The 23,663-nt window shown below is 44.0% G+C and carries 21 protein-coding genes and 2 pseudogenes; 4 read left to right on the top strand and 19 right to left on the bottom strand.

Annotation, left to right across the window (positions count from 1 at the left end; translation table 11 throughout):
* A pseudogene (locus tag LH47_RS15340) lies at positions 1 to 145 on the top strand (UPF0236 family protein); the annotation flags it as partial.
* Positions 146 to 294: 149 nt separating this feature from the next.
* Here the strand turns inward: LH47_RS15340 and rpoE are convergent.
* The 8 genes from rpoE to LH47_RS10565 all read right to left on the bottom strand — a co-directional run bounded on the left by rpoE (position 295) and on the right by LH47_RS10565 (position 11,519).
* Positions 295 to 840, bottom strand: coding sequence for a DNA-directed RNA polymerase subunit delta (gene rpoE / locus LH47_RS10600; protein WP_200890867.1), 546 nt, complete (start codon positions 838 to 840; stop codon positions 295 to 297).
* Between the two features lie 122 nt (positions 841 to 962).
* Positions 963 to 4,217, bottom strand: a complete 3,255-nt coding sequence (gene icmF, locus LH47_RS10595; protein ID WP_043967295.1) for a fused isobutyryl-CoA mutase/GTPase IcmF — start codon at positions 4,215 to 4,217, stop codon at positions 963 to 965.
* 20 nt (positions 4,218 to 4,237) lie between these two features.
* Positions 4,238 to 4,861, bottom strand: a complete 624-nt coding sequence (locus LH47_RS10590) for a TetR/AcrR family transcriptional regulator (RefSeq protein ID WP_009360987.1) — start codon at positions 4,859 to 4,861, stop codon at positions 4,238 to 4,240.
* Positions 4,862 to 4,871: 10 nt separating this feature from the next.
* Positions 4,872 to 6,011: an acyl-CoA dehydrogenase gene (locus tag LH47_RS10585; protein WP_043967293.1), complete on the bottom strand. Its 1,140-nt coding sequence runs from the start codon at positions 6,009 to 6,011 to the stop codon at positions 4,872 to 4,874.
* Complete coding sequence (locus tag LH47_RS10580) at positions 6,008 to 7,159, bottom strand: acyl-CoA dehydrogenase (RefSeq protein WP_043967292.1); 1,152 nt, start codon at positions 7,157 to 7,159, stop codon at positions 6,008 to 6,010. The genes LH47_RS10585 and LH47_RS10580 overlap by 4 nt, the downstream gene beginning before the upstream one ends.
* A gap of 13 nt (positions 7,160 to 7,172) precedes the next feature.
* On the bottom strand, positions 7,173 to 8,018 hold the full coding sequence (locus LH47_RS10575) for a 3-hydroxybutyryl-CoA dehydrogenase (RefSeq protein WP_407637160.1): 846 nt from the start codon (positions 8,016 to 8,018) through the stop codon (positions 7,173 to 7,175).
* A gap of 14 nt (positions 8,019 to 8,032) precedes the next feature.
* Positions 8,033 to 9,214: an acetyl-CoA C-acetyltransferase gene (locus tag LH47_RS10570; RefSeq protein WP_043967288.1), complete on the bottom strand. Its 1,182-nt coding sequence runs from the start codon at positions 9,212 to 9,214 to the stop codon at positions 8,033 to 8,035.
* 166 nt (positions 9,215 to 9,380) lie between these two features.
* Positions 9,381 to 11,519 (bottom strand): (Fe-S)-binding protein, encoded by a 2,139-nt coding sequence (locus tag LH47_RS10565; protein ID WP_043967299.1) that lies wholly within the window; start codon positions 11,517 to 11,519, stop codon positions 9,381 to 9,383.
* An 87-nt stretch (positions 11,520 to 11,606) separates the two neighbouring features.
* Between LH47_RS10565 and cls the strand changes: the two genes are divergently transcribed.
* Positions 11,607 to 12,785 carry a cardiolipin synthase gene (gene cls, locus LH47_RS10560; protein ID WP_043967286.1) on the top strand — a complete coding sequence of 393 codons (1,179 nt, stop codon included), beginning with the start codon at positions 11,607 to 11,609 and terminating at the stop codon, positions 12,783 to 12,785.
* 32 nt (positions 12,786 to 12,817) lie between these two features.
* Here cls and argS read toward each other — a convergent pair whose 3' ends face one another.
* The 5 genes from argS to speE form a co-directional block, all read right to left on the bottom strand.
* Positions 12,818 to 14,488 carry an arginine--tRNA ligase gene (gene argS, locus LH47_RS10555; RefSeq protein ID WP_043967284.1) on the bottom strand — a complete coding sequence of 557 codons (1,671 nt, stop codon included), beginning with the start codon at positions 14,486 to 14,488 and terminating at the stop codon, positions 12,818 to 12,820.
* Positions 14,485 to 14,922 (bottom strand): DUF1934 domain-containing protein, encoded by a 438-nt coding sequence (locus LH47_RS10550; protein WP_043967282.1) that lies wholly within the window; start codon positions 14,920 to 14,922, stop codon positions 14,485 to 14,487. The genes argS and LH47_RS10550 overlap by 4 nt, the downstream gene beginning before the upstream one ends.
* Before the next feature lie 90 nt (positions 14,923 to 15,012).
* Entirely contained in the window at positions 15,013 to 15,381 is a 369-nt protein-coding gene (locus LH47_RS10545; protein WP_009360996.1) for a hypothetical protein, read from the bottom strand.
* A gap of 113 nt (positions 15,382 to 15,494) precedes the next feature.
* The gene (gene speB, locus LH47_RS10540) at positions 15,495 to 16,367 is read right to left on the bottom strand and encodes an agmatinase (RefSeq protein WP_043967280.1); all 873 of its coding nucleotides are present in this window, start codon (positions 16,365 to 16,367) and stop codon (positions 15,495 to 15,497) included.
* A 12-nt stretch (positions 16,368 to 16,379) separates the two neighbouring features.
* Positions 16,380 to 17,207, bottom strand: a complete 828-nt coding sequence (speE, locus tag LH47_RS10535) for a polyamine aminopropyltransferase (protein WP_043967278.1) — start codon at positions 17,205 to 17,207, stop codon at positions 16,380 to 16,382.
* 175 nt (positions 17,208 to 17,382) lie between these two features.
* Here speE and LH47_RS10530 point away from each other — a divergent pair, with 175 nt between their 5' ends.
* Positions 17,383 to 19,434 (top strand): transglycosylase domain-containing protein, encoded by a 2,052-nt coding sequence (locus LH47_RS10530; protein ID WP_043967276.1) that lies wholly within the window; start codon positions 17,383 to 17,385, stop codon positions 19,432 to 19,434.
* Positions 19,435 to 19,572: 138 nt separating this feature from the next.
* On the opposite strand, the gene LH47_RS10525 is transcribed toward LH47_RS10530, so the two are convergent.
* Both LH47_RS10525 and LH47_RS10520 read right to left on the bottom strand, forming a co-directional pair.
* Positions 19,573 to 20,079 (bottom strand): YwhD family protein, encoded by a 507-nt coding sequence (locus LH47_RS10525; protein ID WP_043967273.1) that lies wholly within the window; start codon positions 20,077 to 20,079, stop codon positions 19,573 to 19,575.
* Positions 20,080 to 20,096: 17 nt separating this feature from the next.
* Entirely contained in the window at positions 20,097 to 20,765 is a 669-nt protein-coding gene (locus tag LH47_RS10520) for a site-2 protease family protein (protein ID WP_043967272.1), read from the bottom strand.
* 131 nt (positions 20,766 to 20,896) lie between these two features.
* On the opposite strand from LH47_RS10520, the gene LH47_RS10515 reads away from it, so the two are divergent.
* On the top strand, positions 20,897 to 21,085 hold the full coding sequence (locus LH47_RS10515; protein WP_003397075.1) for a 2-hydroxymuconate tautomerase: 189 nt from the start codon (positions 20,897 to 20,899) through the stop codon (positions 21,083 to 21,085).
* Between the two features lie 10 nt (positions 21,086 to 21,095).
* On the opposite strand, the gene LH47_RS10510 is transcribed toward LH47_RS10515, so the two are convergent.
* From LH47_RS10510 to LH47_RS15335, 4 genes and pseudogenes are all read right to left on the bottom strand, one after another.
* Complete coding sequence (locus LH47_RS10510; protein WP_152619621.1) at positions 21,096 to 21,608, bottom strand: YwgA family protein; 513 nt, start codon at positions 21,606 to 21,608, stop codon at positions 21,096 to 21,098.
* Positions 21,609 to 21,620: 12 nt separating this feature from the next.
* Positions 21,621 to 22,943, bottom strand: coding sequence for an HD domain-containing protein (locus LH47_RS10505; protein WP_043967270.1), 1,323 nt, complete (start codon positions 22,941 to 22,943; stop codon positions 21,621 to 21,623).
* 124 nt (positions 22,944 to 23,067) lie between these two features.
* Entirely contained in the window at positions 23,068 to 23,292 is a 225-nt protein-coding gene (locus LH47_RS10500; protein WP_043967268.1) for a DUF1450 domain-containing protein, read from the bottom strand.
* Between the two features lie 225 nt (positions 23,293 to 23,517).
* Positions 23,518 to 23,663 (bottom strand): annotated as a pseudogene (locus tag LH47_RS15335) (UPF0236 family protein); the annotation flags it as partial.

The raw sequence follows: 23,663 nt of genomic DNA, 5'->3' as shown, positions 1-23,663 counted from the left end.
GTCCAAGCGGGTTGAACAGGCCAAACGGAAGGCAGGACGGTTGTGGGCAGATGTGGTGCGTCAGAATCTACCGTGTCTGCAGCGGTCATCCGGGACGCCGATCCATCAAGCGTTGTCGGCGCTTCGGGATTTTGGTTGGGTGTAAAAAAATGGAATACAATATCATCACTTCAAGATGAGGGATGAGAGTCCAAAAGCGCTTACGATATCAATTCCTGAAAATGGTTCGCTAACTAGTGATTGACAACACCCGTAGTGAACCGAAAAAATGTTCTCCACAAAGTCTTGACTGACTCATTCCTCATCTTCTTCTAACTCTAATTCTTCATCGACGACATCTAACTCTTCATCAAGCGGGGAATCATCTAAATCTAGTTCTTCATCTAATAAATCTTCGATCACTTCTTCATCTTCATCTAATACAAAATCACCGTCTAACAGCTCTTCATCGTCTAATAATTCTTCGTCTAAATCGTCATATACTAATTCGTCTTCATCGATGATATCGTCAAAGTCATCAAAGTCATCCGCCACTTTTTTCTTCTTCTTCACGCGTTCGACAGGTACCGCTTCATCTTCTGTTTGATCGTATGGATACCATGCGCGCAAGCCCCAAGCTGTTTCCCCGATACAAATAAACCGTCCATCGACGTTTAAATCTGTATAAAACTGCGCCAACCGCGCGCTCACTTCGCTTTCAGATAATCCTTTAAGCGCGACTAGCTTTTCGACCATCTCTTGAAAAGATACCGTCTGCTTTTTCTCACACAATAGCAAATATGCAAGTTCGACAAAAGACATCTCTCGCAATTGTTCTTGAGAGTATTGCTCCAAACTCACTTTCCGCACTCCCTTTCTCCAACGTATGAAAACAACAAAAATCCATACCATTCATTATAAACAAATTCATTTACTTTATGCTAGAGCGTTGCCCAAAAAAAAATGTCGGGACATTCCCGACATTACATATTGCGGCGATATTGTCCACCGACTTCATACAGCGCTTTTGTAATTTGTCCTAAGCTGGCGACTTTTACCGTCTCCATCAGTTCAGCGAAAATGTTTCCGCCGCTTACCGCGACATGTTTTAACCGCGCGAGCGCATCTTCCACTTCGTCTTTATGTTCTTCATGGAATTTGCGTAAGTTTTCGAGTTGAAGCTGCTTTTCTTCATATGATGCCCGCGCGAGCTGCAAGCTTTCAATTTCTTCTTCGACTGCTGCGTTCGGATTTAAATATGTGTTTACGCCAATAATCGGCAGTTCTCCGCTATGTTTTTTCATTTCGTAATACATTGATTCATCTTGAATTTTGCCGCGCTGATATTGCATTTCCATCGCACCAAGCACACCACCACGCTCGTCGAGACGCTCAAACTCTTTCAACACCGCTTCCTCAACTAAATCTGTTAATTCTTCGATAATGAATGAACCTTGTAGCGGATTTTCGTTTTTCGTTAGCCCATGTTCTTTTGTAATGATGAGCTGAATCGCCATCGCGCGACGAACAGACTCTTCAGTCGGCGTTGTGATTGCCTCGTCGTAAGCGTTCGTATGAAGCGAGTTACAGTTATCATGAAGCGCCATGAGCGCCTGTAACGTTGTGCGAATGTCATTAAAATCAATTTCTTGGGCGTGAAGCGAACGTCCTGATGTTTGTACGTGATATTTCAACTTTTGGCTTCGTTCATTCGCCCCGTATTTTTCTCGCATCGCAACCGCCCAAATGCGTCTTGCTACTCGACCGATTACTGTATATTCTGGATCGAGGCCGTTGCTGAAGAAAAATGATAAGTTTGGCGCAAAGTCATCAATGTGCATGCCTCGGCTTAAATAATATTCGACGTACGTAAAGCCGTTCGCAAGCGTAAACGCTAATTGCGTAATCGGATTTGCTCCAGCTTCCGCAATATGATAGCCTGAGATGGAAACAGAATAATAGTTACGGACACGATTGTCGATAAAATATTGTTGAATATCTCCCATCATACGCAAAGCAAATTCGGTTGAAAAAATGCACGTATTTTGCCCTTGGTCTTCTTTTAAAATGTCCGCTTGGACCGTTCCACGTACCGTTTGCAACGTCTGTGCTTTCACTTGTTCGTATTCTTCTTGCGTCAGTTTTCGACCGAGCTCTGCTTCTTTCTTTTCCACTTGTTGATCGATCGCTGTATTCATAAACATCGCTAAAATGATCGGCGCAGGTCCGTTAATCGTCATCGATACGGACGTGAGGGGATCGCACAAATCGAAACCTTTGTACAACTTTTTCATGTCATCTAACGTACAAACGCTTACACCGCTTTCACCAATTTTTCCGAAAATGTCTGGACGTTCATTCGGATCTTCCCCATATAACGTCACGGAGTCAAATGCCGTACTTAACCGTTTCGCCGGGTCGTCTTTGCATAAGTAATGAAAACGGCGATTTGTCCGCTCTGGCGTACCTTCTCCAGCAAATTGTCGCTTCGGGTCTTCCTCTTGCCGTTTAAACGGGAATACACCAGCTGTAAATGGAAATGCCCCCGGAACGTTTTCTTTATAAAGCCATCGTAAAATTTCCCCGTAATCTTTAAACTTCGGCAACGCCACTTTTGGAATGTCTAGACCTGCTAAACTTTTCGTCTTTAGCGATGTGACAATTTCTTTCTCGCGCACTTTTGTCACAAACTGTTCTGCGCTATATTTCTTTTTCACATCTTCCCATGAAGCTAATAACTTTCTTGACTCTGGTGTTAATTTTTCTTCATATGCTCGCTTAGCCTCTTGCAAAGCCGCCAACGCTTGTTCATCATGGCGCTCGTTCATCGTTTCGATAGCGCCTTCAAGCTGAAATACGCGGCGAGCGATGTCACATTGCTCATTGACGCGTTTATGATATTGTCGAATCGTATCAGCAATTTCGCGCAAATAATGGCGCCGTTCGTTCGGAATGATCACATTTTGTTTTTCGACATGATCCACTTTTTGCAACGTCGTCGTCCAATTTGTTCCCATTCGTTCGTTAATTAAGTCGATTAATGCGACAAAGAGCGTATTTGTTCCCGGATCGTTAAATTGGCTTGCGATCGTGCCGAATACAGGCATTTCGCTAACATCGCGATCAAACAATTGATGGCTTCGTTGATATTGTTTTTGCACTTGGCGTTTCGCATCTTCTGAACCTTTGCGTTCAAATTTATTAATGACGATGAGATCGGCGTAGTCGATCATATCGATTTTTTCGAGTTGCGATGGAGCGCCGAACTCGCTCGTCATCACATACATCGCAATATCACAAATATCTTTAATCGCTGCATCACCTTGACCGATGCCGCTCGTTTCTACGATCACTAAATCAAAGCCTGCCGCTTTGACGACTTCAATTGCATCTTGAATCGCAAGCGACAATTCCGAACGCGAACTGCGCGTCGCTAAGCTGCGCATATAGACGCGCGGGGAAGAAATCGCATTCATGCGAATGCGGTCACCAAGCAATGCACCGCCCGTTTTTTGTTTTGTCGGATCAACTGATAAAATCGCCACTTTTTTCTCGGGAATTTCATTTAAAAAGCGACGGACGAGCTCATCTGTGAGCGAGCTTTTGCCGGCTCCACCTGTTCCGGTAATCCCGACGACGGGAACGCGCTTGGCCATCGCTTTGACCCGTTGTAAAACCGCTTCTGCTGTCGCAGCTACTTCACTATGGGCATTCACGCGGTTTTCACACACAGTAATTAATCGCGCCACCGCTTGAACGTCTCCGTTTGCTAATCGTTCCACTTCATCTGTTATTTCTCTGACCGTTGGGAAATCGCATTCTTCCATCATGATGTTAATCATTCCTTGCAACCCATAACGCCGCCCATCTTCTGGTGAAAAAATACGAGCGATACCATACGCGTGCAATTCTTTTATTTCCCTTGGAATAATCACGCCGCCACCGCCACCGTAAATGCGAATATGTGAAGCGCCTCGCTGCTGCAATAAGTCGTACATATATTTAAAAAATTCCATATGTCCGCCTTGATACGAAGATACAGCAATCCCTTGTACGTCTTCTTGAATCGCAGCGTTCACAATTTCTTCTACTGAACGATTATGACCTAGATGAATGACCTCCGCTCCACTCGCTTGTAAAATGCGGCGCATAATGTTAATAGCCGCATCATGCCCATCAAACAAACTCGATGCCGTCACAAAGCGAACGTGATGTTTCGGACGATAAATGTGCGCCATCTTTCTCCCATCCCCTTTCGCTACCGCTTCATAATGCCTTCGAGCAATAGCTTTGTTTGCCATTCAATATATTCATCGAGCGTATACATTTTTTTCAACGCCCACCGACGGAACCCCCACATTTGACCGAGAACGAAAATGTTATGTGCAAACAATTGAATTTCTTGTTCTGTAAGCGAAAATACCCCGTTGTCGACACAGCGCCGTAAAATATGTTCAAACATCGCCACCATTTGCAATTCTTTGTTTAACACGTACGGAAGCGATTCTTTGCCGAGCGACTTCGCTTCTTGATACATGACGAGCACTTCGTCTTGCAGCTCGTCAACAACGCGAAAATAGTAATCAATCGCTAATTTTAACCCGTCTAAATCCCCTTTTGTCGTATCGATGGCTTGCTCCATGCGATCGCGTACTTCATCGTAAATTCGGTCGCACACTAAATAAAGAACGTCTTCCTTTTTGCGAATGTATTCGTATAACGTTCCGATGCTAAAGCCAGAAGCGCGGGCAATTTCGCGCGTCGTCGTTTGATGAAACCCTTTTTGTTTAAATAACGAAATTGCCCCTTTAATCATTTGATTGCGCCTTTTTTTCACAAGCCGTTCGTCTTTCACAGACGCGGGCACTTCACGCTTCTTCATTACATCACTCCTATTTCGTTAACATTCTTGAAATAACGATGCGCTGAATTTCTTGCGTACCTTCATAAATTTGCGTAATTTTTGCATCGCGCATAAATCGTTCTACTGGATAGTCTTTCGTATAGCCGTAACCGCCGAAAATTTGTACCGCTTCAACGGTAACTTTCATCGCTGTATCACCTGCAAACAATTTCGCCATCGCTGATTCTTTTCCGTACGGTAAGCCGTTTGATTCGAGCCATGCTGCCTGATATGTTAATAAACGTGCCGCTTCGATGGCCGTTGCCATGTCCGCAAGTTTAAAAGCGATGCCTTGTTGTTCTGCGATTGGCTTGCCGAATTGAACGCGCCCTTTCGCATATTCAACCGCCGCATCTAGCGCCCCTTGCGCGATGCCAACCGCCTGCGCCGCAATGCCGTTTCGTCCGCCATCGAGCGTCATCATCGCAATTTTAAATCCTTCCCCTTCTTCGCCGAGTAAATTTTCTTTCGGAACGCGGCAATCTTCAAAAATAAGCTCCGTTGTTGGCGATGAACGAATGCCGAGCTTTTTCTCCTTTTTCCCGATCGAAAACCCAGGCGTTCCTTTTTCAACAATAAATGCGCTAATGCCGCGATGCTTTTTCTCTGGATCCGTGACCGCAAACACGACATAAATGTCCGCTTCTCCGCCGTTTGTAATCCATACTTTTGATCCGTTTAGTACGTAATGGTCGCCATCGCGAACCGCACGCGTTTTCATCGCAGAAACGTCAGAACCTGCCCCCGGCTCAGACAAACCGTATGCTCCAAGCTTTTCACCTGTCGCTAACGCCCGTAAATACGTTTGTTTTTGTTGTTCTGTCCCAAATTTATAAATCGGCCAACTCGCTAACGAAATGTGAGCTGATAGCGTCACTCCTGTCGAGGCGCACACTTTGGAAAGCTCCTCGACAGCGATGACATATGCTAAATAGTCGCTCCCGATGCCACCGTATTGTTCTGGCCACGGAATGCCCGTTAAACCGAGCTCCGCCATTTTGTTGAAAATGCTGCGATCGAATCGTTCTTCTTCATCGCGTTCCGCCGCTGTCGGTGCCACTTCATTTTTCGCGAAATCGCGCACCATTTTTCGTATCATTTCATGTTCTTCACTTAGTTGAAAATTCATTTTCCCATCCCCTTTAACAAATGTTTACTAATCACAAGCCGTTGAATTTCGCTCGTTCCTTCGTAAATTTCACATACTTTTGCATCGCGGAATAACCGTTCAACCGGGTAATCTTCTGTGTAGCCGTTTCCGCCAAAAATTTGTATCGCTTCAATGGCGTTTTCCATCGCTGTTTTTGATGCAAACAGCTTCGCCATCGATGCTTCCTTTCCACACGGCATGCCGTTTGAACGCAAAAAGGCAGCATGATAAACGAGCAATTTGGCCGCTTCGACGTTCGTTGCCATATCTGCTAGTTTAAAAGCGATGGCTTGTTGCTCCGCAATTGGCTTGCCGAACTGAATGCGTTCTTTCGCATAGCTCGTCGCATGTTCCAGCGCTGCTTCGGCAATGCCGAGCGATTGCGCCGCAATTCCAATGCGCCCGACATCTAAATTAGCCATCGCAATTTTAAATCCGTCCCCTTCTTGACCGAGCAAGTTTTCTGCTGGCACGCGCATATCTTCAAACGACAGTTGTACCGTACGCGATCCGTGAAGTCCCATTTTTTTCTCGTCTTTTCCGATGACAAGACCAGGAGTCTGTTTTTCGACAATAAATGCGCTAACTCCTTTGCTTCCCTTTTCTTCTAGATTTGTGCGGGCAAACACGATGTACGTATCAGCTTCTCCACCGTTTGTAATAAATACTTTTGAGCCGTTTAATACGTAATGGTCACCGTCGCGAACAGCCGTCGTTTTTAAGCTTGCTGCGTCGGATCCTGATCCTGGCTCTGTTAAACAAAACGCCCCTAAATATTCTCCTCGTGCTAGCTTAGGCACATATTTTTGCTTTTGCTCTTCCGTTCCGAAATATAAAATCGGATTTGTACCAACGGACGTATGGACAGATAAAATGACCCCAACCGTTGCACTCACTTTTGAAATTTCATGAATGGCGATAATGTATGATGTAAAATCCATTCCTGCCCCACCATATTGTTCAGGGACGGTAATGCCCATAAGACCGAGCTCCGCCATTTTTTTAAGGATGGGGCGCGGAAACTCTCCCCGCTCCATGCGCTCGACAAACGGTGCGATTTCATTTGCGGCAAACTCGCGCACCATTTGACGCATCATTTGTTGTTCTTCTGTAAAATGTACATTCATGATGCCAACCCCTTTATTCGTACGTGTAAAATCCTCGTCCCGTTTTTCGTCCGAGCCAGCCTGCTTTCACATATTTACGTAAAAGCGGACACGGACGGTATTTGTCATCCCCAAGTCCATCATGAAGCACTTCCATAATGTATAAACACGTATCTAATCCGATGAAATCGGCTAAGGTGAGCGGTCCCATCGGATGATTCATTCCGAGCTTCATCACTTCGTCAATCGCTTCTTTTGTCGCAACCCCTTCATACAAACAATAAATTGCCTCGTTAATCATCGGCATTAATACACGATTGGAAACAAAACCTGGAAAGTCGTTTACTTCAACCGGCACTTTTCCTAACGTTTTTGTCATCTGTTCGATCGCTTCATACACTTCATCAGCTGTTGCGAGACCGCGAATAATTTCTACAAGTTTCATGACCGGTACCGGATTCATAAAATGCATGCCAATCACTTTTTCTGGTCGTTTCGTTGCTGCGGCAATTTCTGTGATCGGTAATGAGGACGTATTTGTTGCTAAAATGGCATGCGGAGGTGTGATTTCATCTAGTTGTGCAAATAACGCTGTTTTCACGTCCATATTTTCAACGACCGCTTCGATCACGATATCAACATCGCTTCCATCGCGCACATTTGTCGAGGGGCGAATACGGCCCATCGTTTCATCGCGCCGTTGTTCGCTTAACGATCCTTTTTCAACAAATTTATTGATGCTCTTTTTAATATTGTCAAGCCCCCACTGGACGCGTTCTTCGTTCACGTCGTTTAAAATGACATCATATCCTGCCGTTGCGCACACTTGGGCAATACCTGAGCCCATTTGCCCAGCGCCAACAACCATCACTTTTTTCATCTTCCCATCCCCCATTAATGAACTTCAATCATGATTGCGTCGCCTTGACCGCCGCCGCTGCAAATAGCTGCAATGCCCGTGCCGCCACCACGGCGTTTTAATTCATGAATTAACGTAATAATAATGCGCGCACCGCTTGCACCGATCGGATGGCCGAGCGCAATCGCACCACCGTTGACGTTCACTTTTTCTTCTGGCAAATCAGCAATTTTCATGCTTGCTAAAGCGACCGCTGCAAACGCTTCGTTAATTTCGAATAAATCAATGTCATGTACGGTTTTTCCTGTTTTGCGCAACAATTCATTGATGACGATGCCCGGTGTTTTCGGAAAATCTTTCGCTTCCACCGCAATGGCCGTATGGGCAACAATCGTCGCAAGCGGAGTAACTCCTTCTTTTTGCGCGCGCTCTTCGCTCATTAATACAAGCGCGCAAGCTCCGTCATTTACACCCGGCGCATTTCCTGCCGTAATCGTGCCTGTTGGATCAAACACGGGCGCAAGTTTTGCTAATTTTTCAAGCGATGTATCTTTTCGTGGCGATTCATCAATCGCTACCGTGATCGGCTCTCCTTTTCGTTGCGGAATGGCAACAGGGGCGATTTCTTCTGCTAGCTTTCCGCTTTCGATCGCCGCAATGGCTAATTGATGGCTGCGATACGCCCAGCGGTCTTGCTCTTCGCGCGTAATGCCTAATTCTTTCGCTGTTTCACTTCCGTAAATGCCCATATGCACACCTGTGAAGCTGCATGTTAATCCGTCATACACCATTAAATCTTTTACTGTCGAATCGCCCATGCGCAAACCCCAACGCGCTTTCGGCAAAATATACGGCGCATTGCTCATCGATTCCATTCCACCCGCCACGATGACGTCCGCATCACCAGCGCGAATTATTTGATCGCCAAGCGTGACGCTGCGCATACCAGAGGCACATACTTTATTGATCGTTTCTGTTTTCGTCTCCCACGGAATGCCTGCTTCTCTAGCCGCTTGCCGCGATGGAAGTTGCCCTTGTCCACCTTGCAATACGGTACCAAATACGACTTCATCGACATGCTCTGCATTCACATTTGCGCGCACTAACGCTTCTTTGATCGCAATGCCTCCAAGTTGTGCTGCGCTCAATGCACTTAAACTTCCTCCGAATTTCCCAAATGGCGTACGTACCCCGCTAACAATGACCGTTTTCCCCATGTTTCTCCCCCTTTTCGTCATAAGAAAGCCCTTTCAAAAATATTGAGCGAACGCTCGTTCAACAATGGACGGGCAAAGAAGGCGCACGAAAATCGTACACCTTCCTGTTGCTTTCATTATACTGAAAATATCTTAAAAATAAAACTATTTATTTTTTTTAGAATTTTTAATGAACAGGTCCAAATACGGCTTTTTCTAACAGCTCCGCAACATCATACGTGCCGACTTTTTCTTCTACTTCTTTTGCTTTCGTTCCATCGGAAAGCATCGTTAAACAGTACGGACAGCCAGAGCTGATGACTGTCGGATTCACTTCTAGCGCCTGTTCTGTGCGCGCCACATTAATGCGCGTACCCGTCGTTTCTTCCATCCACATTAATCCGCCACCAGCACCGCAACACATGCCTGTCTCACGATGTCGCGCCATCTCAACGAGCTTCACACCTGGAATCGCCTTCAAAACTTGACGTGGTGCATCGTATACGTCGTTATATCTACCTAAATAACATGAATCGTGAAACGTCACGACTTCGTTGACTTCATATTTCGGAACGAGGCGACCTTCTTCCACAAGCTTTGCTAGTAACTCTGTATGGTGATATACTTCCGCTTCGAATCCGAAATCTGGATATTCATTTTTAAATGTGTTGTACGCATGTGGATCGATCGTCACAATTTTTTTCACGCCTGCTTTTTCAAATTCAGCAATGTTTGCTGTTGCTAATTCTTGGAATAAAAATTCGTTTCCTAAACGACGCGGCGTATCGCCAGAGTTTTTCTCCTTGTTGCCTAAAATCGCAAATTTTACTCCCGCCTCGTTTAATAGGCGCGCAAAAGCTAACGCAATTTTTTGGCTTCGATTATCAAACGATCCCATCGAACCAACCCAGAATAAATATTCAAATTCTTCGCCTTCTTTTTGCATCTCTTTCACTGTCGGAATGCGTACATCTTCACGCAACTCGCGCCAGTTTTCTTTCTCTTTTCGGTTCAAACCCCATGGATTTCCTTGACGTTCAATATTTGTCATCGCCCGTTGCGCATCAGCATTTAATTTCCCTTCTGTTAATACGAGATAACGACGTAAGTCAATAATTTTATCGACATGTTCGTTCATAACCGGACATTGGTCTTCACAGTTGCGGCACGTCGTACATGCCCAAATTTCTTCTTCTGTAATGACATCGCCAATTAAGTTTGGCATTTCGATCGTTGCGGCTTGTTCTTGCATCCCTTGCGCCATCAAAGCGAGCTGGTTTCCTTTTGTATTCGCAAACGCAAACGTCGGCACCCAAGGCGCCTTCGATGTAATGGCTGCGCCTTTTTCTGTTAAATGGTCGCGCAATTTTAAAATAAGATCCATCGGTGATAACATTTTTCCCGTGCCTGTTGCTGGACACATGTTTGTACAGCGCCCACACTCTACACAGGCATATAAATCGATGAGTTGTGTTTGCTTAAAGTCTTCGATTTTCCCAACGCCAAACGATTCTTGTGTTTCGTCTTCAAAATTGATTTTCTCAAGCTTCGGTCTCGTTAATCGACTGAAAAAGACGTTAACTGGTCCAGCAATTAAATGCGCATGTTTGGATTGTGGCACATACACTAAAAACGTTAATAAAATAAGCAAATGCACCCACCAAGCGACAAAAAACAATACAGCTGCTCCTGTTTCTCCTACCCAACTAAACGCAAGTGCAATCGCAGAAGCGACAGGTTCGCTCCATGATGTTCCTTCGTTGTGCCAAATGCGTCCCATGCCGTTGCCGAACAACACGGAAAGCATGAGTCCACCGATAAAAATAAGGACAAGCCCTGCTTTAAAATCTCGCTTTAAACGAACAAGCTTTTCGATGTAACGGCGATAAAACGCCCATAAAACGGCCACTAAAATAAGTAATGTCACAATTTCTTGGAAAAACGTAAACGCTGGATATAGCGGTCCGAGCGGCAAGTGTGCCCCTGGGACAAGCCCTTTAATGATGAAATCAATGGCACCAAACTGTACGAGAATAAAGCCGTAAAAGAACATGACGTGGATAATGCCGCTTTTTTTATCTTTTAACAGCTTCTTTTGCCCAAAGACGTTCACCCATATGTTTTGCAAACGCTCTTTTACTTTTCCGTCAAACTCCACTTTTTTCCCTAGTTTAATATAGGCGATGCGTGTTTTGACGAGATACACGAATAAATGAACGGCATACGCTGTCACAAGTAAAAAAGCGATCCAGTTCAACCAAAGCACAATACCCTTCCCCCTTTGTTGTAAAAATAAAATAAATTTTCTGAACAAACTTACTTTCATTATATAATGAATGAGCATTCAGTCAATATTTTTTCTCATTTTTTATTTTCTTTTTGGGGAAACTACGACAACGAAAGGAGTGAAGACATGCACTGGCTCGTCATTGCTATCATTTTATTGTTTCTTCTTTTTCTTGATTATAAATGGGGCAACAAAGTCTCAAAAGCTGCGGCACAGAAAAAAATCGGTGTCGAACGACAAAGCGATATGACACTATTTACGACGGGGGAAACGCTGTTCGATGATTACTTTGCAGAGTTAGAACGAGCAAAACATCATATTCACATCTTATTTTATATCGTGCGCGATGATGAAATAGGAAAACGCTTTTTTTCTTTACTTGAACAAAAAGTAAATGAAGGGATAGAAGTGCGTGTGCTTCTCGATTGGGTCGGAAGTTTCGGGCTACCGTCTTCCCTTCGACAAAAAAGCGGGCAATTCGCCTTTGCGAACCGTCCGACATTGCCGTTTTTTTTCTATAAGCTAAACGAGCGAAATCATCGCAAAATTACTGTCATTGACGGAAAAATCGGCTATTTAGGCGGATTTAACATCGGAAAAGAATATATCGGTCAAGATCCGAAGTTTGGCCATTGGCGCGACTATCATTTAAAAATAACGGGGGAAGGGGTGGCTGATTTACAACGGCAGTTCGCAGAAGATTGGAAAGAAGCAACGGGACAAACGTTTGGAGATGACGAACGATATTTCCCACCTCTTCAAAAAGGAGCGGTGAAACATCGATTTGTTCCGACAGACGGGGCGTATTTGGAAGAGGAGTTTATTGAGCTCGTAAAGCACGCCAAACGGGAAATCGTCATCGGTACTCCGTATTTTATCCCAAGTAAAAAAATCATGGATGCTCTTTTTGAAGCGGTAAAACGCGACGTTCAACTAACGATTATCGCACCGATCCAAGCGGATCATCCGTTTGTGAAAGAAGCTTCATTCCCTTATTTTCGTCAGCTTCTTCATGCAGGCGCTCATATTTATCAGTTTTATAACGGGTTTTACCATGCAAAAGTGATCGTCATTGATGATGAAATATGTGATATCGGCACCGCAAATTTCGATCGCCGCAGTTTGTTTATCAATTACGAAATGAATTGTTATATATATGACAAACCGTTTATTCAACATGTGAAGCAAACGATCGCTCGCGATATCGACACATCTACATTGTTGACGGCGGAATATTTTCGTAAACAAACATGGCTTCATCGCTTCAAAGAAGCTGTTGCAACGATGTTGTCTCCATTACTATAAAAAGCCCTTCTCGGCCGAGAAGGGCTTTCGTATTACATTTTTTCTGGCGCATGTACTCCAACAAGCGCTAAAGCATTTTTCAATGTAATTTGCACCGCTTTCATGAGCGCTAGGCGGGCACGGCTTTTTTCAACGTTCGCTGCATCAAGCACTTTTTCCGCGTTGTAAAAGCTATGAAGTGCCGATGCGAGATCAAAAATGTAGTTCGTCATGCGATGTGGTGAACGTTTCACAGCTGCCTCTGCCACAGCGGAAGGAAACTCCCCTAGCTTTTTTAATAAGTCAATTTCTTTTTCCGCTAATTCGTATGTGAATGACAAATCACTGTCATAACGCCATCCTTGCTCTTCCCCTTGACGAAGCATGCTGCATACGCGTGCATGAGCATATTGCGCATAATACACAGGGTTTTCGTTCGATTGCGATACAGCTAAATCCATATCGAAATCTAAATGCGTATCCGATGAGCGCATCGCGAAGAAATAGCGCGTTGCGTCTAATCCGACTTCTTCCATTAAGTCACGCAACGTCACCGCCTTTCCTGTTCGCTTGCTCATGCGCACTTTTTCACCGTTTTGATATAAGCTAACGAGCTGAATAATTTCAACTTCTAATACATCCGGATCGTACCCGAGCGCAGCGATCGCCGCCTTCATGCGCGGAATGTAACCGTGATGATCCGCTCCCCAAATGTTAATAATTTTTTCAAAGCCGCGCTCAAGTTTATCTTGATGGTATGCAATATCTGGCAATAAATATGTGTACGTTCCATCTTGCTTAATGAGCACGCGGTCTTTGTCGTCGCCGAATGTCGTCGAGCGGAACCATGTCGCGCCATCTTGTTCATAAATATGACCTTTTTCACGTAACGTTTCAAGCGCTTTATCGATTTTTCCGTTATGATAAAGCGACGTCTCCGAATACCAAACGTCAAATGTGACGCGGAAGTCCGCTAAATCTTTTTTAATTTTATCCATTTCAAACGCTAATCCGTATTCACGGAACTGTTGAAGCCGCTCTTGTTCATCGAGCGCGACAAATTTGTCGCCATGTTCTTCCGCTAGCTTTTTCCCTAATTCCATAATATCTTCACCGAAATATCCATCTTCTGGCATATCTTTCTCGATTCCGAGTGCGTGAAAATAACGAGCTTCTACCGATTTCGCTAAGTTGGCAATTTGATTGCCGGCATCGTTAATGTAATATTCACGCGTAACATCAAAGCCTGCTTTTTTCAAAATGTTGCATAATGAATCGCCAACTGCCGCTCCACGGGCATGTCCTAAATGTAAACTACCTGTAGGATTTGCTGAAACAAACTCGACTTGCACTTTTTGACCTTGACCGACGTTTGTTTCACCGTATGCGTCTCCTGCTTGTAAAATCGCAGGAACGAGCTCTGTTAAATAACGATTGTCCATGTAAAAATTAATAAATCCTGGTCCAGCAATATCTACTTGTTTAACGAATACCGCTTCACCGTTAAAATGACGAACGATGTCTTCCGCAATCATACGTGGCGCCTTTTTCGCAACGCGCGCTAATTGCATGGCGACATTTGTTGAATAATCGCCGTGCGCTTTATCTTTCGGCGTTTCTAAAATGACGCTTGGAACATCTGCTTCTGTCGCGACTCCTGAACGAATGACCGCTTCTTTTATTTCTTCTTTCAACTTTTGTTTCATTTGTTCAACAATATTCATCTCTTTGCCTCCTTAAACGAAATCGTCACCGCATGACGACCAACATGTTTCCCTGACAAGTGAAGTATGTAAGAAAAAAACAACTGCCCTTTTTTCGTTTTCTCGTTGTATTGATACAATACTTGTTCCGTTTTCGTTTTCATTTCCCAGCGTGCCATCGGACTTTCGTACGTCCCGATCGTCTCCGACTGTTTACGGAACGTATGGCGCATCGAAATGGCACCGGAGCGAAGCACGACAACTTCGTCATTGGCGATTTTTACGACGTTTTTAATCGTTTCTCCTTCATGCGTCTCTTCAAACGTCACATACGTCGCATCTCCTTTTAAGTAGTATAAACCATTTGCCTCGATGACAACAATTTCTTTTCGCGCGCCATCACGAATTTCTGTCACTTGCTTTAGTTGTATCGGTATTCCGTTCACCTTCCCCACACCTTCGCTGTTGTTGTGACTGTAGTTAAGTATAGAAAAAGAGTCGCATACATGCAATAGGCGGCCTCTTTTTAGAGACCGCCTAACATATTACGCCTGCTTTAAGTTTTTTACTACATTCCATGCAAACGTTAGCACTGCCAACGTCACAAGAGTGCCTCCGAGCGCTGTAAGCGGAATGAACGCTTCGTTTCCGGAGACGACAAACGCTAAGCCGATCATCATCGCCGGTAAGCCGATGTTATGAAGCCAAAAGTGCGCTTTCGCTGTTTTCGTTTCCGCAATATGAGGGAATAAATGATATAAAATACCAGCAAGCGTTAACGCTGTCCAACCGAGCAAATTAATATGAACGTGAACAGGTGTAAATGTAAACACGTGTGTCATTGACATATAAAGCCCTAAACAGACACCGATTGCGAAATAAACAGCAGAAATTTTAATTAATCGAATGCCCATTTTTCTCACCTCCTTTCAATCATTTACACTATGTAAATGTTACTTTCAATGTATGACTTTGGCAATACTTTTATGAAAAAAAATCCCTGTCGCGCAGACAGGGATTTTCGTCTTTATTTGACCCAACCGAGAAGCATTTCGCGTACAAGCTTGCTTGCTGTGTTGGCTGTTTGTTCAGAATGGTCATATACCGGCGCAACTTCGACTAAATCTGCCCCGACAACGCGCACATCGGAACGAGCGATTGCGTGAATCGCAGCCAATAGTTCTTTCGACGTAATGCCGCCAGCATCAACTGTTCCTGTTCCCGGCGCATGCGCTGGATCTAATACGTCAATGTCGATCGTAACATATACCGGACGACCTGCAAGCGTTGGAAGCACTTCTTTTAACGGTTCAAGCACGTCAAATTTCGCAATATACATCCCATTTTGTTTCGCCCACTCAAATTCTTCTTTCATTCCTGAACGAATACCGAAAGAATATACGTTTTTCGGCCCAATGAGCTCCGCAATTTTACGAATTGGCGTAGAATGCGACAACGGCTCGCCTTCATAATGCTCGCGCAAATCCGTATGCGCATCCATATGAATAATCGCTAAATCAGGATACTTTTTATATACCGCCTTCATCACCGGCCAAGACACTAAATGCTCTCCGCCAAGACCGAGCGGAAATTTTCCCGCTTCCAATATGCGATCGACAAACTGTTCAATCATATCTAAACTGCGTTGTGCATTACCGAACGGTAAAGGAATGTCACCCGCATCAAAATATTTCACTTCATCGAGCTCACGGTCTAAATACGGGCTGTATTCCTCAAGCCCGATCGACACTTCGCGAATGCGCGCTGGGCCAAAGCGAGAGCCAGGGCGATAGCTAACTGTCCAGTCCATTGGCATCCCATAAATAACCGCTTCGCTTTCTTCAAAATTTGGATGGCTTTTAATAAATACGTTGCCGGAATACGCTTCATCAAATCGCATCGTTTTCTCCCCTTACTTCACTAAGTCTTCAACAAATTTCGGCAATACGAAGCACGCTTTATGAAGCTGTTTTGTATAGTATTTCGTTTCAATGTCGTGGAAGCGCTCTTGGCTTACTTCAAGCGGATCATATTTTTTCGAACCGAGTGTAAACGTCCACATGCCGCTCGGATACGTTGGAATGTTTGCGATATATAGACGTGTAATCGGGAAAATTTCGCGCACATCGCGTTGAACAGTGCGAATTAAATCCGCTTTAAACCACGGATTGTCTGTTTGCGCAACAAAAATGCCGTCTTCTTTTAACGCTTTCGCAATACCTGCATAAAACCCTTTTGTAAATAGATTAACTGCTGGACCGACTGGCTCTGTCGAGTCAACCATAATGACGTCGTATTCGTTTTCGCTTTGCGCAATGTGCATAAAGCCGTCGTCCACTTTCACTTCAACACGTGGATCGTCCAATTGACCGGCGATTTCTGGCAAATACTTTTTCGAATACTCGATTACTTTTCCGTCAATTTCAACAAGCGTCGCTTTTTTCACGCTCGGATGCTTTAACACTTCGCGAATGACGCCGCCGTCTCCACCGCCAACGACAAGAACGTTTTCTGGATTCGGATGCGTAAATAGCGGAACGTGCGCAACCATTTCATGATAGACGAACTCATCTTTTTGCGTTGTCATCACCATTCCGTCTAAAATAAGCATGTTCCCGAATTGTTCTGTTTCGACCATATCGAGCTTTTGGAATTCCGTTTGCTCTGTATGTAAAGTGCGTTTAATTCGTGCTGTAATCCCAAAGTTGTCCGTCTGTTTTTCAGTAAACCAAAGTTCCATATTGAACACCCTTTCGTCAATAATGCACCGCTTATCATGCCCAAAAAATAAAATGCTAAACATGAAAAAGTATAGAGCAATCTAGCAAAATTTCAAGTAAAAATTGCTAGAAAACGTTTAAAAAAATAAAAATGTTTTCATACTAATTTTAAACGTAAAAAATGAGGTGATGGCTATGGAGATGATTGCCATCGAACGATGGAAACGAACGTTTAAATATATGCGGCTATTTCTTTTGCTCGCTTTTATTGGCAGCTTATTATGCACGCTTACAATCGCAGGGCTCATTATATTTGCAAAATGGAAAGGACCTCCCCCTTTAGCTGTTCCGCAATCAACGATTTTTTATGCAGAAGATGGCACAAAAATTGGCGAAAACCATTACGGCGGAAAAAGATATTGGGTGAAACTATCCGACATGTCGCAACATGCCATTGATGCAACAATTGCGATAGAAGACCGAAAATTTTTTGACCATTACGGGTTCGATTTGAAACGAATTGCCGGGGCGATCATCGCAGATATTAAAGCAATGGCGAAAGTGCAAGGGGCAAGCACAATTACGCAACAATATGCACGCAATTTATTTTTAAGCTACGAAAAAACGTGGTGGCGCAAAATACAAGAAGCGCTATATACGATTCGACTAGAAGCAAACTACGAAAAAAATGACATTTTAGAAGGGTATTTAAATACGATTTACTACGGACATGGTGTGTACGGAATTGAGGCAGCCGCAAATTTTTATTTCGGAAAATCCGCCCGTGAATTGACAGTGGCGGAAGCGGCGATGCTTGCTGGTATCCCGAAAGGACCGAGCTACTATTCTCCGCTTGTCGATATGGAGCTCGCAAAAAAGCGCCAGCGCATCGTTTTGCAAGCGATGGTTGAGACGAATATTTTGTCAAAAGAAGAAGCAAAACAAGCTGCGAACGAGCCGCTTCATTTCTCAAACGGCGAGCGAATGAAAACAAAAACGATTGCCCCATATTTTCAAGATGCGGTTAAACATATGTTAAAAACGGTGCTTGGACTCGATGAAGAAACGATTGAAATGGGCGGATTGCGCGTATATACAACGCTCGATGTCAACATGCAGGCAATCGCAGAGGAAAAAATAAAAGAGACGATTCACTCGCAATCAAACATTCAAGTAGCCCTTGTGGCGATGGAGCCAAAAACGGGCGAAGTAAAGGCGCTCGTCGGAGGGCGCGACTATGAAAAAAGTCCATTTAATCGCGCGACACAGGCAGAACGTCAACCCGGCTCAACGTTTAAGCCGTTTTTATATTATGTCGCCCTCCAACACGGATTTACACCATCGACGCTATTGCGCAGCGAGGTCACCACGTTTACGCTAGAAGACGGCTCGACGTATACACCGCGCAACTTTAACAACTACTACGCGAACGATACGATTACGCTTGCCCAAGCCATTGCTCTTTCAGATAACGTATACGCCGTAAAAACGCATTTGTTACTCGGACAAGAAAAACTCGTTTCCATCGCAAAACAACTCGGCATTACAAGCAAACTAAAGCAAGTGCCGTCGCTTGCCCTCGGCACATCGCCCGTTAAAGTCATTGATATGGTGCGCGCCTACAGCACGATCGCCAACGGAGGAAAAAAAGTCGAGCCGATATTTATAAAAAAAGTGACAAACTATGAAGGAAAAGTGCTATACGAACAACGGCGAAGCGATGAACAAATACTCGACCCAGCACTTGCTTTTGTGACGACGCACTTAATGACGGGCATGTTTGATCCAACGTTAAACGACTATGCTTCTGTGACAGGACAATCGATCATTTCCCGCATGACTCGCCCGTATGCTGGAAAATCAGGGACAACGAAAACAGATAGTTGGATGATCGGTTATACGCCGCAGCTCGTCACAGCCGTTTGGACAGGATACGACCGCGATAAAACGATTGATCGCACAGATGAAAAACAATACGCGAAGCATATTTGGGTCAATTTTATGGAAGATAGTTTACGCGCAAGAAAGGTCGCAACATTCGAACCGCCAGAAGGAGTCATTGGCGTATATGTCGATCCTCATAGCGGGAAGCTTGCGACAACCGCTTGTCCGACAAAGCGATTAACATATTACGTCGTCGGCACCGAACCGACCGACTACTGCAAAGACCACCCAGCTGAAAAGAAAAAGAAGAAAAAACAAAAAGAAAAAGATTCGTGGTTTAAACGGCTATTCGATTGGTTTTAAACATAAACGCCCAAGCTCATATGCTTGGGCGTTTATGTGTCCTAGTTTTATCATGTGTTACATTTGTACCTTTAGTTTACTCCTTTTCCCACTCAACGACAAGTATAGACCTGTTTTCGTTCACAAAACCGTCACATTTTATCCATGATTTTGAAGTTGTCGTTTTAACTCCTCGCTCGAACGATCCCACATGTCGCAGTTATGCTGCTGTAAAAATGAAGCTAATACTTTTTTTGAACGTTCATCCATATGGTCAACAATAATATGGCGCTTTAACGATTTGTCCATGCGGTTGACGTGCTCAGGAAGCGATTTATACCCGCGGCGCGCTTCACGATCAACCGTCATTTCGCACGCTGTCACCCCCGCATAATACGCCCCTTCTTCCGCCTGATCGACCGTCACCCATACGAGCCAATACGGCTTGCCGTTTGGTACTTCCTCACGATTTGGCGTAAATTTAATTCCTTTTTCAACGGAGCTGCGCGCATGCATCGCCCCCATATCAATAAACGCCTCGCCAGCTTCAACATCGATAATGACCGGCGAAACGTTCGCGAGACTGAGTACTCCTGTACCGAACGTTCCATGCACTTTCGGCTCTTTTTTAATAATATTAAACATCGGCTTTTTTTTCTCTTCCACGATCGTTCATCCTTTCATTATAAAATAAGCGTTGAAAATATACTTTGTAGCCATTGGGCAACGGATGGAATGGCGATTTGAAAAATCGGCTGAATTGTATATCGATCTAACGGCGTAAAAATAAGAATTAAAAAGATGAGCGCCCCGTAATTTTCAAATTGCGTCATTTTCGCGCGCACATGCATCGGCGCCAAGTCTTCAACGATGCGATATCCATCAAGCGGTGGAAACGGCAACAAGTTAAAAACGAACAATAAAATATTCAGTCCGATATAAATTTCAAAAAACTGATACAATCCATCACGAAACCATATCGGAATAAAATCAAATATACCGATGCGAATCATCGCATACCATAAAGCGAAGCCGATAGCCGCAAGCAACAAATTGCTGAGCGGACCTGCGACAGAAACGAGAATGCCAGCTAAACGCGGGTGACGAAAATAACCGCGATTTACTGGCACCGGCCGCGCCCAACCAAATCCAGCAATAAAAATAAGCAACGTTCCAAGAATATCTAAATGGGCGAGCGGCGACAATGTCAGTCTCCCTTGTTGTTTCGCTGTCGGGTCACCAAATTTATACGCTACGTATGCATGCGCAAACTCATGGACAGAAAACGCAATCGCAAGCGCCAACATGACATACGGTATTTCTCGAATTGGATATGCTAAAAATTGGTCCACGTTCCTTCTCCTTTTCAAACTTTTTTCATTTTTTGATTATTATACACGAAAAACAGGCGGAAGCACTACTGACAACGGTCGATGCGTGATATAATAACAGTTGTCGAATAAAGGAGAAAGGGGCGATCGCGATGCCATATGTAACAGTAAAAATGCTTGAAGGTCGCACAGAAGAACAAAAACGAGCGCTCGTGGAAAAAGTAACAGAAGCTGTTGCGGAAACAACAGGTGCACCAAAAGAAAAAATCGTCGTTTTTATTGAAGAAATGTCTAAAAATCATTACGCCATTGGCGGAAAGCGATTAAGCGACGAAAGCTGACAGGGGACTGTCAGCTTTTTACATACGCTTGTTCGCGTAACTGCTCGATATAAAGATACGCTTCTTCTATTTCTTCTTCCGTATATCGTTGTTTGCTTTTTAATGTAAATACTTTTTCTTTCACTTCATCTTTACTTAAATCTTCAAAGTATAGAATCGTAGAAACGAGCTCTAAAAATCTCGCGCTTTGTTCATTTAAACTGCGCAAACAAACATCTAAATCAGGCATGTCCAAATTGTAATGCGTTAAAAATTGCTCGCCTGCTTCCGTCAACGCATAACGATATTGATAATACCCACCTTTTTTCTCTCTCATTTCTTGCACAAAGCCGACGTTGCATAGCTCTTCCATGCGCAAAGTCAACTCTTCCGAATACGGACCATAAAAATGAAAATCAAATTTTTCATAGAAAGGAAAATTCATTTTTTTCGCAATGTAAATCATTTTTTGTAGCTTTTTTCGTCCAACAATTTCCCCTACTGCTGCCAGCGCCTTCAACATTTTCGCATGCTCGAAAAGCAACGTCCCCATCTCCTATTCATATAAAAGTTGTTTTATTTTTTTCTTCACGTTTCGTTTTGTCGATAAGTCATCAAGAAAATCTTTTGGAAAATATAACTTATGATCGGTGCGACGTTTGCCTGAAATCGCATCAACGATCGTCGATTCCCGCGACAATTCGCGCAACTCCCCGCTCGGCATTAACAAATAAATCGGAAGCCTTTCCTCTTCTTCCCCCGGACGATAAAAGTCGTACGGAAGATCCGATGAGGAGTCAACGACTAAATAATAGTCCGGATCAATGCCCGCTTTTTTAAACAACGTCGTCAGTTCCATCAACTTTTTCATTTCTTCATTCGTCGGTTGAAATTCGACGTATTTAAATAAATTGCGATTCATAAAACGGCGGCATAAATCGCTTAAAATCGCATCTCGTTCCTCTTGCCATTGTTGAAAATAAAATAATGTCACCGCCTCATCTAACTTTAAGTAGTCTTCTAGTTGCGCGTGTCCATGAAAAAGAGATTGGAAGTGAACAGGAGGTGTTTGAAATGTATAGCCTGTCAAATACAAATGTTTCGCACGATGCAAAATTTTCGTCAAAATGACTTCTGCGCTGCGCGTCACGGGATGGAAATACACTTGCCAATACATTTGGTATCGGCTCATAATGTAGTCTTCTACTGCGTGCATGCCGCTCCGTTTAATGACGACTTGCTCCTCACGTGGACGCATCACACGCAAAATGCGTTCCATATCAAAATGCCCATAGCTGACGCCTGTATAATATGCATCGCGCAATAAATAGTCCATGCGATCCGCGTCAATTTGGCTTGAAATAAGACTAACGACGAGCTTATTTTCATACGTCTTCGCAATGACTTCTGCAACCTTTTTCGGAAAGTCTGACGATACACGACGAAGCACCGCGTTTACTTCCGTATCGCCTAAAATAATCGCGCGTGTAAATTGTTCATGATCAAGATGAAACACTTTTTCGAAAGAATGCGAAAAAGGTCCATGTCCTAAATCGTGCAAAAGCGCGGCGCATAAACAAAGCAGCCGCTCGTTCTCATCCCAATCCGCACGACCAGCGAACACATCGTCAACGATGCGGCGCACGATCTCATATACACCAAGCGAATGGTTAAAACGACTATGTTCTGCACCGTGAAACGTCAAATACGTCGTACCGAGCTGTTTAATGCGGCGCAACCGTTGAAATTCTTTTGTACCAATTAAATCCCAAATGACTTTATCACGCACATGCACATACCGGTGCACCGGATCCTTGAACACTTTCTCTTCGCTCAATTTTTCGTTGGGATACAATCGTTCTCCCTCTCTTCCGTTCATAACATAGCTTTATTATAGAGCGTTCTTTTAAAAAAACAAAGACTTCCTTCAATGATATGAACCAAAATCAAACAAAAAAGGCATTCCTTTCGCATAGAATGCCCCTTGATCGGTGACAGCCACCTTATCTTTTCAACTTCGCAGCAATTTTTTCGATTAACTCGTCTTCCGTCATCGCTGATACAGGTCGATTGTTGACGAACGCAAACACTTTTTTTCGACCTGGACCGCAATACGATTGGCAGCCAATTTCGATTGTTGCGTTCGGATCTAATTTTTTTAACCTTGGCAACAACGTTTTTAAATTCGTTGCTTGACAGTCGTCACAGACGCGAAATTCATTTTGCATACCGTCCTCACTCCTTTTCGCTAACGAGTATTCTAACGCGTATACACGAACAATGCAAGCTGCATCTATTTCCTGAGTCAGTCAAGACTTTGTGGAGAACATTTTTTCGGTTCACTACGGGTGTTGTCAATCACTAGTTAGCGAACCATTTTCAGGAATTGATATCGTAAGCGCTTTTGGACTCTCATCCCTCATCTTGAAGTGATGATATTGTATTCCATTTTTTTACACCCAACCAAAATCCCGAAGCGCCGACAACGCTTGATGGATCGGCGTCCCGGATGACCGCTGCAGACACGGTAGATTCTGACGCACCACATCTGCCCACAACCGTCCTGCCTTCCGTTTGGCCTGTTCAACCCGCTTGGACT

The organism is Anoxybacillus thermarum, assembly GCF_000836725.1.
Taxonomy (GTDB): domain Bacteria; phylum Bacillota; class Bacilli; order Bacillales; family Anoxybacillaceae; genus Anoxybacillus; species Anoxybacillus thermarum.
This window is presented reverse-complemented; position numbering and strand designations above follow the sequence as displayed.

Coding starts and splice junctions, on each gene's coding strand:
- LH47_RS10590 (WP_009360987.1), bottom strand. CDS start 4,861: ATGAAGAAGCGTGAAGTGCCCGCGTCTGTGAAAGACGAACGGCTTGTG.
- LH47_RS10530 (WP_043967276.1), top strand. CDS start 17,383: ATGGAGATGATTGCCATCGAACGATGGAAACGAACGTTTAAATATATG.
- argS (WP_043967284.1), bottom strand. CDS start 14,488: ATGAATATTGTTGAACAAATGAAACAAAAGTTGAAAGAAGAAATAAAA.
- speE (WP_043967278.1), bottom strand. CDS start 17,207: ATGGAACTTTGGTTTACTGAAAAACAGACGGACAACTTTGGGATTACA.
- LH47_RS10575 (WP_407637160.1), bottom strand. CDS start 8,018: ATGAAAAAAGTGATGGTTGTTGGCGCTGGGCAAATGGGCTCAGGTATT.
- LH47_RS10515 (WP_003397075.1), top strand. CDS start 20,897: ATGCCATATGTAACAGTAAAAATGCTTGAAGGTCGCACAGAAGAACAA.
- speB (WP_043967280.1), bottom strand. CDS start 16,367: ATGCGATTTGATGAAGCGTATTCCGGCAACGTATTTATTAAAAGCCAT.
- LH47_RS10570 (WP_043967288.1), bottom strand. CDS start 9,214: ATGGGGAAAACGGTCATTGTTAGCGGGGTACGTACGCCATTTGGGAAA.
- LH47_RS10505 (WP_043967270.1), bottom strand. CDS start 22,943: ATGAACGGAAGAGAGGGAGAACGATTGTATCCCAACGAAAAATTGAGC.
- cls (WP_043967286.1), top strand. CDS start 11,607: ATGCACTGGCTCGTCATTGCTATCATTTTATTGTTTCTTCTTTTTCTT.
- LH47_RS10585 (WP_043967293.1), bottom strand. CDS start 6,011: ATGAATTTTCAACTAAGTGAAGAACATGAAATGATACGAAAAATGGTG.
- LH47_RS10580 (WP_043967292.1), bottom strand. CDS start 7,159: ATGAATGTACATTTTACAGAAGAACAACAAATGATGCGTCAAATGGTG.
- icmF (WP_043967295.1), bottom strand. CDS start 4,217: ATGGCGCACATTTATCGTCCGAAACATCACGTTCGCTTTGTGACGGCA.
- LH47_RS10545 (WP_009360996.1), bottom strand. CDS start 15,381: ATGGGCATTCGATTAATTAAAATTTCTGCTGTTTATTTCGCAATCGGT.
- LH47_RS10500 (WP_043967268.1), bottom strand. CDS start 23,292: ATGCAAAATGAATTTCGCGTCTGTGACGACTGTCAAGCAACGAATTTA.
- LH47_RS10565 (WP_043967299.1), bottom strand. CDS start 11,519: ATGAAAGTAAGTTTGTTCAGAAAATTTATTTTATTTTTACAACAAAGG.